Annotated in this window: 16 protein-coding genes; 10 read left to right on the forward strand and 6 right to left on the reverse strand. The window is 54.1% G+C overall.

Features of this window, described 5'->3' with window-relative positions:
• Window positions 1-17 precede the first annotated feature (17 nt).
• The 5 genes from E2L00_RS02545 to E2L00_RS02565 are packed head-to-tail and all read left to right on the forward strand — an operon-like array spanning window position 18 to window position 5,127.
• Window positions 18-953 carry a TauD/TfdA dioxygenase family protein gene (locus E2L00_RS02545; protein WP_167606534.1) on the forward strand — a complete coding sequence of 312 codons (936 nt, stop codon included), beginning with the start codon at window positions 18-20 and terminating at the stop codon, window positions 951-953.
• A gap of 21 nt (window positions 954-974) precedes the next feature.
• Window positions 975-2,309: an ABC transporter substrate-binding protein gene (locus E2L00_RS02550; RefSeq protein ID WP_201279260.1), complete on the forward strand. Its 1,335-nt coding sequence runs from the start codon at window positions 975-977 to the stop codon at window positions 2,307-2,309.
• Window positions 2,310-2,318: 9 nt separating this feature from the next.
• Window positions 2,319-3,224, forward strand: coding sequence for a carbohydrate ABC transporter permease (locus E2L00_RS02555; protein WP_167606537.1), 906 nt, complete (start codon window positions 2,319-2,321; stop codon window positions 3,222-3,224).
• Window positions 3,202-4,065 (forward strand): carbohydrate ABC transporter permease, encoded by an 864-nt coding sequence (locus tag E2L00_RS02560; RefSeq protein WP_167606540.1) that lies wholly within the window; start codon window positions 3,202-3,204, stop codon window positions 4,063-4,065. Before E2L00_RS02555 ends, E2L00_RS02560 begins: the two co-directional genes overlap by 23 nt.
• 3 nt (window positions 4,066-4,068) lie before the next feature.
• Window positions 4,069-5,127: an ABC transporter ATP-binding protein gene (locus tag E2L00_RS02565; protein WP_167606543.1), complete on the forward strand. Its 1,059-nt coding sequence runs from the start codon at window positions 4,069-4,071 to the stop codon at window positions 5,125-5,127.
• A 52-nt stretch (window positions 5,128-5,179) separates the two neighbouring features.
• Here the strand turns inward: E2L00_RS02565 and gap are convergent, their stop codons facing one another.
• The gene (gene gap, locus E2L00_RS02570; protein ID WP_167606546.1) at window positions 5,180-6,181 is read right to left on the reverse strand and encodes a type I glyceraldehyde-3-phosphate dehydrogenase; all 1,002 of its coding nucleotides are present in this window, start codon (window positions 6,179-6,181) and stop codon (window positions 5,180-5,182) included.
• 191 nt (window positions 6,182-6,372) lie between these two features.
• Between gap and cybB the strand changes: the two genes are divergently transcribed.
• From cybB to E2L00_RS02595, 5 genes are all read left to right on the forward strand, one after another.
• On the forward strand, window positions 6,373-6,909 hold the full coding sequence (gene cybB / locus E2L00_RS02575; RefSeq protein ID WP_167606549.1) for a cytochrome b561: 537 nt from the start codon (window positions 6,373-6,375) through the stop codon (window positions 6,907-6,909).
• Between the two features lie 142 nt (window positions 6,910-7,051).
• The gene (locus E2L00_RS02580) at window positions 7,052-7,585 is read left to right on the forward strand and encodes a hypothetical protein (RefSeq protein ID WP_167606552.1); all 534 of its coding nucleotides are present in this window, start codon (window positions 7,052-7,054) and stop codon (window positions 7,583-7,585) included.
• Window positions 7,586-7,654: 69 nt separating this feature from the next.
• Window positions 7,655-8,194, forward strand: coding sequence for a hypothetical protein (locus tag E2L00_RS02585; protein WP_167606555.1), 540 nt, complete (start codon window positions 7,655-7,657; stop codon window positions 8,192-8,194).
• A gap of 339 nt (window positions 8,195-8,533) precedes the next feature.
• Window positions 8,534-8,809 carry a metal/formaldehyde-sensitive transcriptional repressor gene (locus E2L00_RS02590; RefSeq protein ID WP_167606558.1) on the forward strand — a complete coding sequence of 92 codons (276 nt, stop codon included), beginning with the start codon at window positions 8,534-8,536 and terminating at the stop codon, window positions 8,807-8,809.
• Window positions 8,810-8,841: 32 nt separating this feature from the next.
• Window positions 8,842-9,960, forward strand: coding sequence for an S-(hydroxymethyl)glutathione dehydrogenase/class III alcohol dehydrogenase (locus tag E2L00_RS02595; protein WP_167606561.1), 1,119 nt, complete (start codon window positions 8,842-8,844; stop codon window positions 9,958-9,960).
• Between the two features lie 38 nt (window positions 9,961-9,998).
• On the opposite strand, the gene E2L00_RS02600 is transcribed toward E2L00_RS02595, so the two are convergent.
• Genes E2L00_RS02600 through E2L00_RS02615 form a run of 5 tightly spaced genes read right to left on the reverse strand, consistent with a single transcriptional unit; the run spans window position 9,999 to window position 13,069 of the window.
• Window positions 9,999-10,328: an SMR family transporter gene (locus E2L00_RS02600; RefSeq protein WP_167606564.1), complete on the reverse strand. Its 330-nt coding sequence runs from the start codon at window positions 10,326-10,328 to the stop codon at window positions 9,999-10,001.
• A complete protein-coding gene (locus tag E2L00_RS21500; protein WP_236127670.1) occupies window positions 10,325-10,537 on the reverse strand; it encodes a hypothetical protein in 213 nt (70 codons plus the stop codon). Before E2L00_RS21500 ends, E2L00_RS02600 begins: the two co-directional genes overlap by 4 nt.
• Window positions 10,534-10,656 (reverse strand): DUF2474 domain-containing protein, encoded by a 123-nt coding sequence (locus E2L00_RS21900; protein ID WP_167607537.1) that lies wholly within the window; start codon window positions 10,654-10,656, stop codon window positions 10,534-10,536. The genes E2L00_RS21500 and E2L00_RS21900 overlap by 4 nt, the downstream gene beginning before the upstream one ends.
• 5 nt (window positions 10,657-10,661) lie before the next feature.
• Entirely contained in the window at window positions 10,662-11,675 is a 1,014-nt protein-coding gene (gene cydB / locus E2L00_RS02610) for a cytochrome d ubiquinol oxidase subunit II (RefSeq protein ID WP_167606567.1), read from the reverse strand.
• Window positions 11,675-13,069: a cytochrome ubiquinol oxidase subunit I gene (locus tag E2L00_RS02615; RefSeq protein WP_167606571.1), complete on the reverse strand. Its 1,395-nt coding sequence runs from the start codon at window positions 13,067-13,069 to the stop codon at window positions 11,675-11,677. Before E2L00_RS02615 ends, cydB begins: the two co-directional genes overlap by 1 nt.
• Window positions 13,070-13,100: the final 31 nt, after the last annotated feature.

Genomic DNA, 13,100 nt, shown 5'->3' on the forward strand with positions numbered 1-13,100 from the left:
TTTAAGGGTCCGCCGTTATGACGATTAATTCCTCGCAGGTTGATACTGAATTTCCTAATCTGACGATTCGCCGCGTTGCCGGAAATATCGGTGCTGAAATTGTGGATGTAAAAATAACGCCCGATATTGATGCGGATACGTTTTCACAAATAGAAGCCGCGCTGGTGAAATATAAGGTTCTCTTTTTCCGTAACCAGACACAATTAACGGATGAAACGCATCAGGCGTTTGGCGCGCGATTTGGCAAAGTGGTGGCCCATCCTACCGTTCCGTCGCCGGCTGGCACAAAACTCTTTGAACTGGATGCTTCCAAAGGCGGCGGTCGTGCGGATTCCTGGCATACCGACGTCACCTTTGTCGCAGCCTTCCCGAAAATTTCCATCCTGCGCGGGGTGAAAATCCCTGCATATGGCGGCGACACCGTCTGGGCCAATACCGCTACCGCATATGAAAACTTGCCCGAAGAGTTAAAGCGCTTTGTAGAAAACCTGCGTGCGGTGCACAGCAATGATTATGACTACGGCGCCGAGCGTCTGGTAGCAGAACAGCAGCGCCTGGACCATCATCGCAAAGTGTTTGTTTCCGCCGTTTATGAAGCCGAGCATCCGGTGGTGCATGTGCATCCCGTGAGCGGCGAAAAAGCCTTGCTGCTGGGCCACTTCTTTAAGCGCCTTTCCGGCTTCAGCAGCCGCGAATCCAGCCGTCTTTTTGAACTGCTGCAAGCCCGCGTCATTCAACTGGAAAATACCGTGCGCTGGCGCTGGCAGCAGGACGACGTGGTTATCTGGGATAACCGTGCAACGCAGCATTACGCCGTCAATGACTACGGTACTCAGCCGCGTCTGGTGCGCCGCGTCACTATTGAAGGCGATGCCGCCGTTGCTGTTGATGGCAGCCGTAGCCGAACGATTTCCCGACCGGAGCAGCAACCTTCCGTTAGCGCCGTCGCCTGACCCTCATAATAAAAAAGGAGCATGATGATGCAACGTCGGGATCTGTTAAAAGCGATGGCAGCCTTTGGGGTTTACGCCATGGTGCCAGCCTTTGCTCGTGGCGCAAACGGAGCAAAAAAATACGATGGCGTAACGCTGAATGTCTCGACGTTTAGCACCGCGTATCCCACTTTATTGCGCCAGTGGCTGCCGGAGTTCGAGGCGCTCACTGGCATAAAGGTGAACCTTGATACGCCTTCTTTCCCGGTTTACAACCAGCGTGCGGACCTGGAGCTTTCCACTAAAGGCGCCGCCTACGATGTGGTGAACGTAACCTTTATCTACAGTAGCCGCTGGATTAATTCCGGGTGGTTAACCCCGCTTGATGAGTTTATCGCCAACCCCAATCTGACCAGCGCTGAGTGGGATGTGCACGATTTCCTGCAGGGCGGAATAGCGCCGGAAACCGGGCGGGACGGCAAGCTGTACGGCATTCCGTGGGTGGTGGAAGGCATGCTGGCGGGCGCATCTCGTTTTGACCTGGTGACCGAAGCAGGTTTCAAATTCCCGGATACCACCGATGAGTTGGTCAACGTTCTGCAGGCGGTAAATAAAAAGCAGCGCGTAGCGGGCTATGTGACGGACAGCCACTACGGCTGGACCTTTATTCCCTATTTGCAGGCCTTTGGCGGCAATGTTTTCCGCAATCCGCCTGACGATCTGTTCCCGACGCTCGATACGCCGGAAGCGGTGGCGGCAGCCGATTACTTTGCCCGCCTGATCCGCGAATTCGGGCCAAACGGCGGGCTGACTTACACGGCCGACCAGTCTACGCAGGCGCTGAAGCTTGGGCGGGTTAACTTCTCCGATTCCAGCCTGGCCTACCTTGCGCAACTGGGCGATCCGGCGTCTTCCCGCACGTTGAAAACGGCGGGTTTTGGTCAGATGGTGCAAGGCCCGGCAGGGCGCTTCCCCGGTATGGCGGTGCATGGGCTGGGTATTCCGGCAGGGTCGAAAAACAAAGAGGCCGCCTGGGCGTTTATCCAGTGGGCGCTTTCCAGGCAGGTTACCCGGCGCGCCATTCAGGCCGGTTACGGTTCGCCAACCCGCCGCAGCGATATCACTTCTCCGGCATATCGCAGCAAGCAAATCATCAACGGCGTAGATTTAGCCGGGCTGTCGCTGAGCGCCATGGATCGTGCAGCGCAGGGCGGCTACATGAAATACCGCACGGTGGATGTCTATCCGCAGGTCGATCAGCAACTTAACAAGGCGATTGCGCTGATTGTCTCCGGCCAGCTTTCAGCAAAACAGGCGATGCAGCAGGCGCAAACCGCTTCCATTGCCGACCTGAAACGCGCGGGCGCGAAGATTTAAGGAGCGAGTATGCACGCTACTATTAACTGGCGTAGCCAGCGGCGTAATGCTTATCTGGCGGGATTGTTGCCGTCGCTGGTGGTACTGGTCATTATTACTTTATTACCGGCTATCGCATTATTCATCACAAGCTTAACACCGTTAAGCCTGACTAATCCCCAGGCAACGTTTGAGTTTAGCGACCCGCTAATTAATTATCGCCAGCTCCTGGACGATCCACGATTTCTTAATTCCGTGGTCACGCAATTAAAAATGTCGCTGGTTAGCGTGTTATTTCAGGTGGTAATTGGATTAGGGCTGGCCGTATTACTCAACGGGGCTTCGTCCTGGCTACACACCGCCAGAACATTATTTCTTATTCCAATGGTATTGCCGCCCATTATTGTGGCGCTGATCTGGAAGATAATTTACACCCCTGATATCAGCCCGCTGCATCAGGTATTGGAGATGTGGGGAATCACGCTGCCCTCGCTTATTGCCAATCCGGCCACCGCGTTGTGGGCCATTGTGGCGGCGGATATCTGGCAGTGGTTTCCTTTCACCATGTTAATGGTGCTGGCCGCGCTGCAAATGATCCCCAAAGATCCGCTGGAGGCGGCAAGCCTGGATGGCGCAACGCCGGGCAATATTTTCCGCTATATCGTACTGCCGTATATCAAGCCGGTGCTGGCGGTCTGCGCGCTGTTCAGGCTGATTGACAGCTTTAAGGCTTTCCCGCTGATTTACGTATTAACCGATGGCGGGCCGGGTTCGGTCACGGAGGTCACTAACTATTACGGTTTTATCCAGGCATTTAATTTCTCGTACTGGGGCTACGGCAGCGCGATTGCGGTGATTATTCTCGTCGGGGTATTTGTATTGAGCTATATCGTGGGCAAAGCGGGGTGGAGCGATGAGCGAAAAGCTGACGCTTGAGGGTATTAACGAAGTATCCGTGCGCAGACGTAAGCCGTTTCGCCTGCTCGGCGGGCGGGAAGTCGTGACCTGGCTGTTGCTGCTTGTCGTGCTGTCCCCCTTTCTGTGGATGGTCATCATGGCGTTTCGTCCGGCGATGGAAGCCTTTGATTTAACGCTGTGGTTCACGCCGACGCTCGACGCGTTTCGCGCGCTCTGGCAGGGGAACTTCCTGCATTCGTTCGGCAACAGCCTGCTGGTCAGCACGCTTTCTACAGGGCTGTCGCTGATTATCGGCGTTCCCGCCGCATGGGTTTTAACACGCTGGCAGTTTCCGGGGCGTGGCCACGTTGCGCTGTGGATTCTGGTGACCCGCATGGCTCCGCCGATTGCGTTTACCATTCCGTTTTATCTGGCGTGGCGCTGGCTCGGTTTGCAGGACACGGTGCTGGGCCTGGCCATTGTTTATCTGACGTTCAACCTGGCGATTGTTATCTGGCTGATGCAAACCTTTTTTGCCGCGGTGCCTGCCGCACTCGAAGAAGCCGCCTGGCTTGATGGCTGCTCCATCTGGCGAACGTTCTGGACCATCACGCTGCCGCTTGTTGCGCCGGGACTGGCGGCCACGGCGATTCTCTGTTTCATCTTCTCGTGGAACGATTTCTTTTACGCCCTGATCCTGACGCGCACCCAGGCCGTTACGGCTCCCGTGGCAATCGTTAACTTTCTCCAGTATGAAGGCTGGGAGTGGAGCAAGATAGCCGCCAGCGGCACGCTGGTTATGCTGCCGGTAGTGGCGTTTACGCTGCTGGTGCGGCGCTATCTGGTTCACGGCCTGACCGCTGGCGGTCTGAAGGATTGAGCAATGACCAGCATTACGTTAAGCAATATTCACAAGCGTTATGAAGATAACGTGATTATTAAGGGGCTGGATTTAACCATCCGCGAAGGGGAATTCGTGGCGCTTGTCGGGCCATCCGGCTGCGGGAAATCCACGCTGCTGCGTATGATTGCTGGCCTGGAAAGCATCAGCGATGGTGAAATTGCGCTGGATGGCGAGGTCATCAACGATATTTCCCCGCAGGCGCGCAATATCGCGATGGTTTTTCAGAACTACGCGCTTTATCCGCATATGTCGGTGGCGGATAACCTCGGCTTCTCGCTGAAGATGCAGGGCGTGAAGAAGGCGTTGATTGATGAGCGCGTCGCGCAGGTTGCGGTAACGCTTGGCTTATCGGCGTTGCTGAAACGCAAACCGGGGCAGCTTTCCGGCGGGCAACGCCAGCGCGTGGCGATGGGGCGCGCTATCCTGCGCAATCCTCGCGTGTTTTTGTTCGATGAACCTCTTTCAAACCTGGACGCAAAACTACGCGTCGAGATGCGAACCGAAATAAAGGCGCTTCACCAGCGGCTGAACGCCACCATGGTTTACGTCACCCACGATCAGGTTGAAGCGATGACCATGGCCGACAGAATCGTGGTGCTTAAAGACGGCGTTATCGAACAGGTGGGCACGCCGCTTGAGCTGTACGACAGGCCGCGCAATGCGTTTGTGGCAAGCTTTATCGGTTCGCCATCTATGAATCTACTCAGCGGGCGGGTCGATCGTGAATCAGTGATTACCGATGACGGCCTACGCCTGCCGTTAATTAATGTTCCCGACGCGGCTCAGGGTAAACGCGTGCTGTATGGCGTCAGGCCTGAACATTTTGCCCAGGTAACGCAAGGCGGCGTGGCGGCGGAAGTGAACGTCGTGGAACCGACCGGCGCGGAAACGCAAATCGCGCTGAATATTGGTAAGCAAAAGGCGATAGCAGTATTTCGCGACCGGGTGCAAACGAAGCCGGGAAGCGAACTGCAACTGCTGCCGGACGTGCGTCAGGCGCATTTGTTCGATGAGCAAAGCGGGGCGCGGATCAACTAAGGTTTAAGCGTGGTTAAATCCTCTCCCGTTCAGGGAGAGGGTGCGAGTAAAATTAGTCTTTGGCAACGGCGTCCAGCACGCGAACCAGCTGTGTCACAAATCCATACTCGTTATCGTACCAGGCGACGGTTTTCACCAGTTGCAGGTCGCCGACTTCCGTGACTTCGGTTTGTGTGGCGTCAAACACCGAGCCGAAGTCCGTCCCGACAATATCGGAAGAAACAATCTCTTCATCGGTGTAGCCAAAAGATTCATTCCCTTCCGTGGCTTTTTTCAGCGCGGCGTTAATTTCATCCACCGTCACTTTTTTCTCAAGAATGGACACCAGTTCAGTGACCGAGCCGGTCAGCGTCGGCACGCGCTGGGCGTGGCCTTTCAGCTTGCCCTGAAGTTCCGGGATCACCAGCCCGATAGCTTTTGCAGCCCCCGTTGTGTGAGGAATAATGTTTTGTGCGGCGGCGCGTGAAGCACGCAGATCTTTCCCACGCGGGCCATCAACCAGCGACTGTGTACCCGTGTAGGCATGGATGGTGGTCATGGTGCCGAGCCTGATGCCGAAGCTGTCGTGAAGGGCTTTTGCCATTGGCGCCAGGCAGTTGGTGGTGCAGGAAGCAACCGACAGAATTTTATCTTCCGGCGTAATAGTATTGCAGTTCACATTAAAGACGATGGTTTTCATATCGCCCGCAGGCGCGGAAATCAGTACTTTCTTCGCGCCCGTGTCCAGATGCGCGCTGGCTTTCTCTGCGGAGGTATAGAAGCCGGTGCACTCAATCACAATTTCAACGCCGTCTTGCCCCCAGGGAATATTCTTCGCCTCTTTTTCCGCATACACCGCGATCTTTTTACCGTTTATTACCAGCGCATCTTCGGTGTAATCCACCGTACCGTCGAAGTTTCGGTAGCTTGAATCATGCTTGAGCAGGTAGGCCAGCACTTTCGGGGAGGTAAGATCGTTTATCGCGACGATATCCACCTCGCTTTGGGTTTCCAGAACCCGGCGCAACACCAGGCGTCCAATACGACCAAAGCCGTTAATGCCGATTTTTTTCATGACGAATACCCCATTATTTACGGTTGGAAGTAGCAAAATCCGTAATCATCACTAGTGATAGTTCATAAACAGAAGGGCCGCAAACCGGCTCTCTGATGCCGGCGTGTCAGTAATTTTCACCTGATGTTGATGATTTTCAGAGGGCTTACCGTTATCCTGGTGCCATCGTCGTCACAGTGCAGGAACCTTTAATGCGTAGCAAATACACCCCGTTACAGATAACGCTTCACTGGCTGGTTTTTCTTTTAATTGTCGGGGCCTATTGCGCCATGGAGCTAAAAGGCTTTTTCCCGCGCAGCTACCGGCCAACGATTAACGCTATCCATGTTACCTGCGGGCTGAGCGTGCTGGTATTGATGGTTGTGCGTCTGCTGGTGCGGATTAAATATCGCGCTCCGGCCATTACGCCAAAGCCGCATCCGGCCATCACCGGTCTCTCGCATCTGGTGCACACCGTTATTTATTTGATGTTTATCGTATTACCCGTCTTTGGCTTTCTTACCGTCTATTTTAAAGGCCACGAATGGTCGGTTCTCGGTATCCCGATGCCACATGCCCCGGAACTGGATGAAGACAGGCAGTTCACGGTGAAAGAGATCCACGAGCTGATTGCCAACACGGGCTATTTTGTTATTGGCATCCATGCCTTTGCCGCGCTGTTCCATCATTACGTCTGGAAAGACAATACCTTGCTGCGCATGATGCCGGGGAAAAAAGATCGGGGTTAGCCGTATTGCTCAAGGGACTGCCGTTCACATTGCATATCCTTCTTACCGGCTGGCGCTTTCGCAGGCACATCCTAAGGTTAAAGTGCAATGCCATTAGTTTGTCAGGCCGCTGATAACAATAGGCATATGAGGAGATGAAAAATTGAAAATAGCATGTCTTGGCTGGGGCTCTTTAATATGGAAACCGGGGGAATTACCCCTGGCCGGCGAGTGGCACCCGGATGGCCCTGCCATGCCGGTTGAATTTTCTCGGGTGGGAGATGGCGGCGAACTTGCTACGGTTGTTTGTATGAACGCTCCGCTCGTTCAGGTTTATTGGGCCTTACTGAGCGCTGATACTATCCAGCAAGCCGCTTTATCGCTACGTGAGCGTGAGCAGATTCCCGCATCCCGTGAGGATGGCGTAGGTTCCTTAATTCTATCCGGCAAGCCGACAGGCATTCTTGCCCGTTGGGTGGCAGAGAAGAAGCTGGACGCAGTAATCTGGACTGCTCTTCCGCCACGCTTTAATGGTCTTGAAGGGCGCATTCCCTGTACGGAAGATGCGCTGGCCTATCTCAGTTCCCTTGAGGGAGAAAAACGACAGCATGCGCAGGATTATATGAAAAAAGTTCCTGCTGAGTTTGATACTCCCTACCGTAAAGTTATCCGCGAGCAACTTGGTTGGGACTGTTAACGATCTGTAATTAGCCGGGCATACAGGGAAGTTATTAATCAAACTATAAAGGTGTCCGCTGATATTGACATGTTCGCTAGTGACGTTGCCGCGGAACTTGATGTATCGAAACACGAAGTTCTGGTGGCTATGTTACGAGATGGAGCAGACATTGCGCGCGATCGTTACGCAAAAGATGACATGAACGTAACGACAGATTCGTTTGTGGGGGATGGGCATGTCTCTAATCATTTCATGCTAAATACTAACAAAAGCCAACATGAAGAAACGCATGACTGGATGTTAAGAGATAAAACTGCTGCTGCTTTTTGCTCGCCCTGGAAATATAAGATCGAGAGAATCAAAGCGGGTGATACGGTTTTTCATTATGAAAGCGGTACAGGAATTGTTGGTTTCGGCGTGGCCAACGGTAAACTGCAAAAAACTGAATTCTTTGGTCAGGCCGAAGATACTTACTACTATAAACTCGATAATTATCAAAAGGTTGATAAGGAAGCGCCCGCTAAAAAAGTTAAAGAGATTTTGGGAAGAAAGATTCCGTTCGCTTCGACCCTCATTGCATTGAGAGGTGGCGAGGTTCTTGAGAACGCCTTGAAAAAAATGATATAGCCGCCTACGTGAAGTGAATCCCATTTTGCTGGACTTTTTATAGGGGCGGTTTTTCATTGCCATAAGCATTACAGCAGACATTCACTGAGAGGCGCGGGTATGCGCAACCGGACAGGATGAAAAAAGGATGAACAATTCTGGATGCTTCTCGAAAAAAACCGGGCAAAATGGTTTAAAAAATCTTGCAGAGGCAATTTTAGGAACAGCTAAAAGGCCGTATACGACTCCAGATGCCCGGCGCTGCCGCGTTTCAACTTGCTAAGATCTATATAAAATTCAAACTTATCAAATCTAAAAAATAGCGTACAATACTCCCCTATAGTATACGTAGGGGGCGCTATGCCGCATTCACCTGAAGATAAAAAACGCATTCTGACGCGGGTAAGGCGTATTCGCGGCCAGACGGAAGCGCTGGAGCGCGCGCTGGAAAATGGCGATCCCTGCATCGCCATCCTGCAACAAATCGCCGCAGTTCGCGGGGCCGCCAATGGCCTGATGGGCGAAATGATGGAAATCCACCTGAAAGATGAGCTGGTCGCGGGCGACACGTCCGAAGAACAGCGCGCGCTGCGGATGGCAGAAATCGGCCATTTACTTCGCTCTTATCTAAAATAACTATGACTCTCACCTGACGACGGAAAAACAAAATGAAATCACGTGCAGCAGTAGCATTCGGTCCGGGCAAACCGCTGGAAATCGTAGAAATTGACGTGGCGCCGCCGCAAAAAGGCGAAGTGCTGGTAAAAATTACCCATACGGGCGTTTGTCATACCGATGCGTTTACCTTATCCGGTGACGATCCGGAGGGCGTATTCCCGGCGGTGCTGGGCCATGAGGGCGGCGGTATTGTTGTAGAAGTAGGGGAAGGCGTCACCAGCCTGAAACCGGGCGATCACGTTATTCCTCTGTACACCGCAGAATGCGGCGAGTGTAAGTTCTGTAAATCCGGTAAAACCAACCTTTGCCAGGCCGTTCGCGCTACCCAGGGCAAGGGATTGATGCCCGATGGCACCACGCGTTTCTCTTATAACGGCGAACCGATTTACCATTACATGGGGACCAGCACTTTCAGCGAGTACACCGTTGTTGCGGAAATCTCGCTGGCGAAAGTGAACCCACAGGCTCCGCTGGATAAAGTTTGCCTGCTGGGCTGCGGCGTCACCACCGGTATCGGCGCCGTGCATAACACCGCAAAAGTAAAAGAAGGCGACACCGTTGCGGTCTTTGGCCTGGGCGGCATTGGCCTTGCGGTGATCCAGGGCGCGGTGCAGGCGAAAGCCGGCCGTATTCTGGCTATCGACACCAACCCGGAAAAATTTAAACTCGCCGCCGAAATGGGCGCAACCGACTGCATCAATCCAAAAGATCACGACAGGCCTATTCAGGATGTGATTGTTGAACTGACCGACGGCGGCGTGGATTTCAGCTTCGAATGTATCGGTAACGTGAACGTTATGCGTTCCGCGCTGGAATGCTGCCATAAAGGCTGGGGTGAGAGCGTGATCATCGGCGTTGCGGGCGCAGGCCAGGAAATCAAAACGCGTCCGTTCCAGTTAGTGACCGGCCGCGTATGGCGCGGTTCCGCATTTGGCGGTGTGAAAGGGCGTTCTCAGCTTCCGGGCATGGTAGAAGATGCGATGGTCGGCAAGATCAATCTGGACCCGTTTATCACGCATCGTCTGCCGCTGGAGCAAATCAACGAAGCCTTTGATTTGATGCACGAAGGAAAATCGATTCGTACGATTATCCATTTCGGCGAGAACTAAGCCGTTCATCGCTGCCGCCTCCGGGCGGCAGCTTTCGCTTAATGGGCGACGGATTTTGAGAACAGATTAATCACCAGCACGCCTGCAACAATCAGCGCCATACCTGCCAGCGCTGGCCAGTCCAGCTTCTGGCCAAGGAACAGCCATCCCACTGCACCGATCAACACAATTCCTGCGCCGGACCAGATAGCATAAATCACGCCGGTTGGAATGGTGCGCATGGTCAGCGCAAGGCAATAAAAAGCCACAGCGTAGAACACAATGGTCGCCACGCCTGGCCAGAGGCGGCTAAATCCCTCCGAAAGCTTCAGCGAGGTAGTGGCAATCACTTCCGCAACGATAGCAATCATCAGCCAGGTGTAGGTCATTTCATTTTTTCCGTAAGCTTTATCAGCTGGTTAATCAGCGACTGGCGCTGTGTTTCAGTAATATTGTGATAGTCGCACAGGGTGGCAAACCACAGGCCGTCTGCCGCCAGTCGGCAAAGCAGCAGCTGCTGCGCAAACTCGGGCTCCGCCTCGTCCCTGGGAAGGGCGCTGTTAATAAAAAGCGCCCAGCTATCGCGAATATTACTCAGGACCTTAAGCCAGCGGCATTCATCAGCAGTCGGAACACCATGCTCACCGCGGCCAGCGCCAGTACGCTGCCGCTCCACAGCACCACCATCCACATCAGACGCTTACTTGTTTGCTTCATTTTCATCAATGATAACCCTCCCCGTGCTGCACTTTGCCGCGGAACACGTAATAGCTCCAGAAGGTGTAGACCAGAATTATTGGGATAATAAACAGCGCGCCAATCAGCATAAAGCCCTGGCTTTGCGGCGGCGCCGCCGCTTGCCACAGCGTCACGGAAGGCGGAATGATATGTGGCCAGATGCTGATACCCAGGCCGCTAAAGCCCAGGAATATCAGCACCAGCGTCAGCACAAACGGCGTACTGTGCAGGCCGGTTTCTGAGGTCGCGCTTTTCCATAACCAGACGCTGCACAGGAGTACCAGCACAGGAACCGGCAGCAGCCAGAACAGATTGGGCAGGCTAAACCAGCGGGTGGCGATTTGCGCATGGGTAAGCGGCGTCCAGATACTGATAATGGCGATAATAACCAACAGCGCCAGCAGCAGCGGTTTCAGCAGTTCGCGCATTTTAGCCAGTAAAGAAGCTTCGCTTTTCATCACCAGCCAGCTTGCGCCCAGCAGGGCATAGGCCACAACCAGCCCCAGGCCGCAAAACAGATTAAAAGGCGTCAGCCAGTCAAGCTGCGATCCCGCGAAGGTGCGTCCCGCAACGGGGAACCCGGAGATAACCGCTCCGACGGCGATGCCCTGGCAGAAGGTGGCCAGAATCGATCCGCTAAGAAACGCCTTATCCCAGAACGGGCGATGCGCAGGCGTTGCTTTAAAGCGAAACTCAAAAGCCACCCCGCGGAAAATCAGCCCGATCAGCATCAGCGTAAGCGGGATGGTCAGCGCATCAATAATCACCGCGTACGCCAGCGGGAAGGCGCCAAACAGCCCGGCACCGCCGAGGACCAGCCAGGTTTCATTGCCGTCCCAGACCGGGGCGACGGTATTTACCATCACGTCGCGATCTGCGTTATTGCGAATAAACGGGAAGAGGATACCGATGCCTAAATCGAAACCGTCCATCACGATATACATCAGCGTGGAAAAGACGATGATCACAAACCAGATAATGGAAAGATCGATGCCCATTAGCGTTTCTCCTCAATCCGGTCAGGCGCTGCCGAAAGCGGACGGGCCGGAGTGCCGTCAGTTGGATGGTCATCAAACGGCTGCGGGCCTTTTTTGATTAACCTGATCATATAGAGGTAACCTACGCCGAACACGGACGTATAGACCACCAGGAACGCCAGCAGGCTGAGGCTCATCTGCAAGTCACTGCGCGCGGATACCGCATCTCTGGTGCGCATCAAACCATAAACCACCCAGGGCTGGCGGCCCATTTCGGTGGTTATCCAACCGGCCAGAATGGCAATCAGCCCCGCCGGCCCCATCCATAATGCAAAATGCAGGAACGGGCGGCATTCATAAAGTCGCCGACGGTAACGCAGCCACAGGCTTATCAGGCCAAGCAAAATCATCAACATAGCGAGGCCGACCATGATGCGGAATGACCAGAACACGGTGGTTGAGTTTGGCCTGTCTTCTTTCGGAAATCCTTTTAGCGCCGGCACCTGTTTATCCAGGCTGTGCGTGAGGATAAGGCTGCCCAGCGCCGGAATTTCCAGCCCGTAGCGCGTGCGTTCCTGCTCCATATCAGGCCAGCCAAACAGCAGCAGCGGCGTCGGCTTGCCCGGCACGTTTTCCCAGTGGCCTTCGATAGCCGCAATTTTTGCAGGCTGATGCTCCAGGGTATTCAGGCCATGCATATCGCCGATGACCGCCTGTATGGGAGCAACGATAACCGCCATCCACAGCGCCATGGAAAACATCGTCTTAATGGCCGGCGTTCTGTCACCGCGCAGCAGATGCCAGGCGGCAGAAGCCCCGACAAAAAAGGCGCTGCTGAGGAAGGCGGCAACGGACATATGCAGCAGGCGATAGGGGAACGAGGGATTAAACACCACCGCAAACCAGTCCACCGGCACGACCTGGCCGTTCACGATTTCAAACCCTTGCGGCGTCTGCATCCAGCTGTTGGAAGCCAGGATCCAGAATGTCGAGACGAGGGTGCCAAGCGCAACCATACAGGTGGCTAAAAAGTGCAGGCCAGGCCCGACGCGCTGCCAGCCAAACAGCATTACGCCAAGGAAACCGGCTTCCAGGAAGAACGCGGTCAGCACTTCATACGTCAGCAGCGGGCCGGTAATGCTGCCGGCGAATTGTGAAAACCCGCTCCAGTTAGTGCCGAACTGATAGGCCATCACCAGGCCGGATACCACGCCCATGCCGAAGTTAACGGCAAAAATTTTTGACCAGAAGTGATAGAGCGAACGGTAAACCGGATTTTTTGTTTTCAGCCATAGCCCTTCGAGTACCGCCAGATAGCTGGCGAGCCCGATGGTGATGGCGGGGAAAATAATGTGGAAGGAGATAGTAAAAGCAAACTGAATCCTTGCCAGGTGAAAAGCATCTAAACCAAACATACATAACCTCACGGCACATAAACGACCCGGC

It is taken from the genome of Cedecea colo, assembly GCF_011808225.1.
In the GTDB taxonomy this organism is placed as follows: Bacteria; Pseudomonadota; Gammaproteobacteria; order Enterobacterales; family Enterobacteriaceae; genus Dryocola; species Dryocola colo.

Coding starts and splice junctions, on each gene's coding strand:
- E2L00_RS21900 (WP_167607537.1), bottom strand. CDS start 10,656: ATGAAGCAAACAAGTAAGCGTCTGATGTGGATGGTGGTGCTGTGGAGC.
- E2L00_RS02550 (WP_201279260.1), top strand. CDS start 975: ATGATGATGCAACGTCGGGATCTGTTAAAAGCGATGGCAGCCTTTGGG.
- E2L00_RS02590 (WP_167606558.1), top strand. CDS start 8,534: ATGCCGCATTCACCTGAAGATAAAAAACGCATTCTGACGCGGGTAAGG.
- E2L00_RS02555 (WP_167606537.1), top strand. CDS start 2,319: ATGCACGCTACTATTAACTGGCGTAGCCAGCGGCGTAATGCTTATCTG.
- gap (WP_167606546.1), bottom strand. CDS start 6,181: ATGAAAAAAATCGGCATTAACGGCTTTGGTCGTATTGGACGCCTGGTG.
- E2L00_RS02565 (WP_167606543.1), top strand. CDS start 4,069: ATGACCAGCATTACGTTAAGCAATATTCACAAGCGTTATGAAGATAAC.
- E2L00_RS02595 (WP_167606561.1), top strand. CDS start 8,842: ATGAAATCACGTGCAGCAGTAGCATTCGGTCCGGGCAAACCGCTGGAA.
- E2L00_RS02560 (WP_167606540.1), top strand. CDS start 3,202: ATGAGCGAAAAGCTGACGCTTGAGGGTATTAACGAAGTATCCGTGCGC.
- cybB (WP_167606549.1), top strand. CDS start 6,373: ATGCGTAGCAAATACACCCCGTTACAGATAACGCTTCACTGGCTGGTT.
- E2L00_RS02545 (WP_167606534.1), top strand. CDS start 18: ATGACGATTAATTCCTCGCAGGTTGATACTGAATTTCCTAATCTGACG.
- E2L00_RS02615 (WP_167606571.1), bottom strand. CDS start 13,069: ATGTTTGGTTTAGATGCTTTTCACCTGGCAAGGATTCAGTTTGCTTTT.
- E2L00_RS02585 (WP_167606555.1), top strand. CDS start 7,655: ATGTTCGCTAGTGACGTTGCCGCGGAACTTGATGTATCGAAACACGAA.
- E2L00_RS02600 (WP_167606564.1), bottom strand. CDS start 10,328: ATGACCTACACCTGGCTGATGATTGCTATCGTTGCGGAAGTGATTGCC.
- cydB (WP_167606567.1), bottom strand. CDS start 11,675: ATGGGCATCGATCTTTCCATTATCTGGTTTGTGATCATCGTCTTTTCC.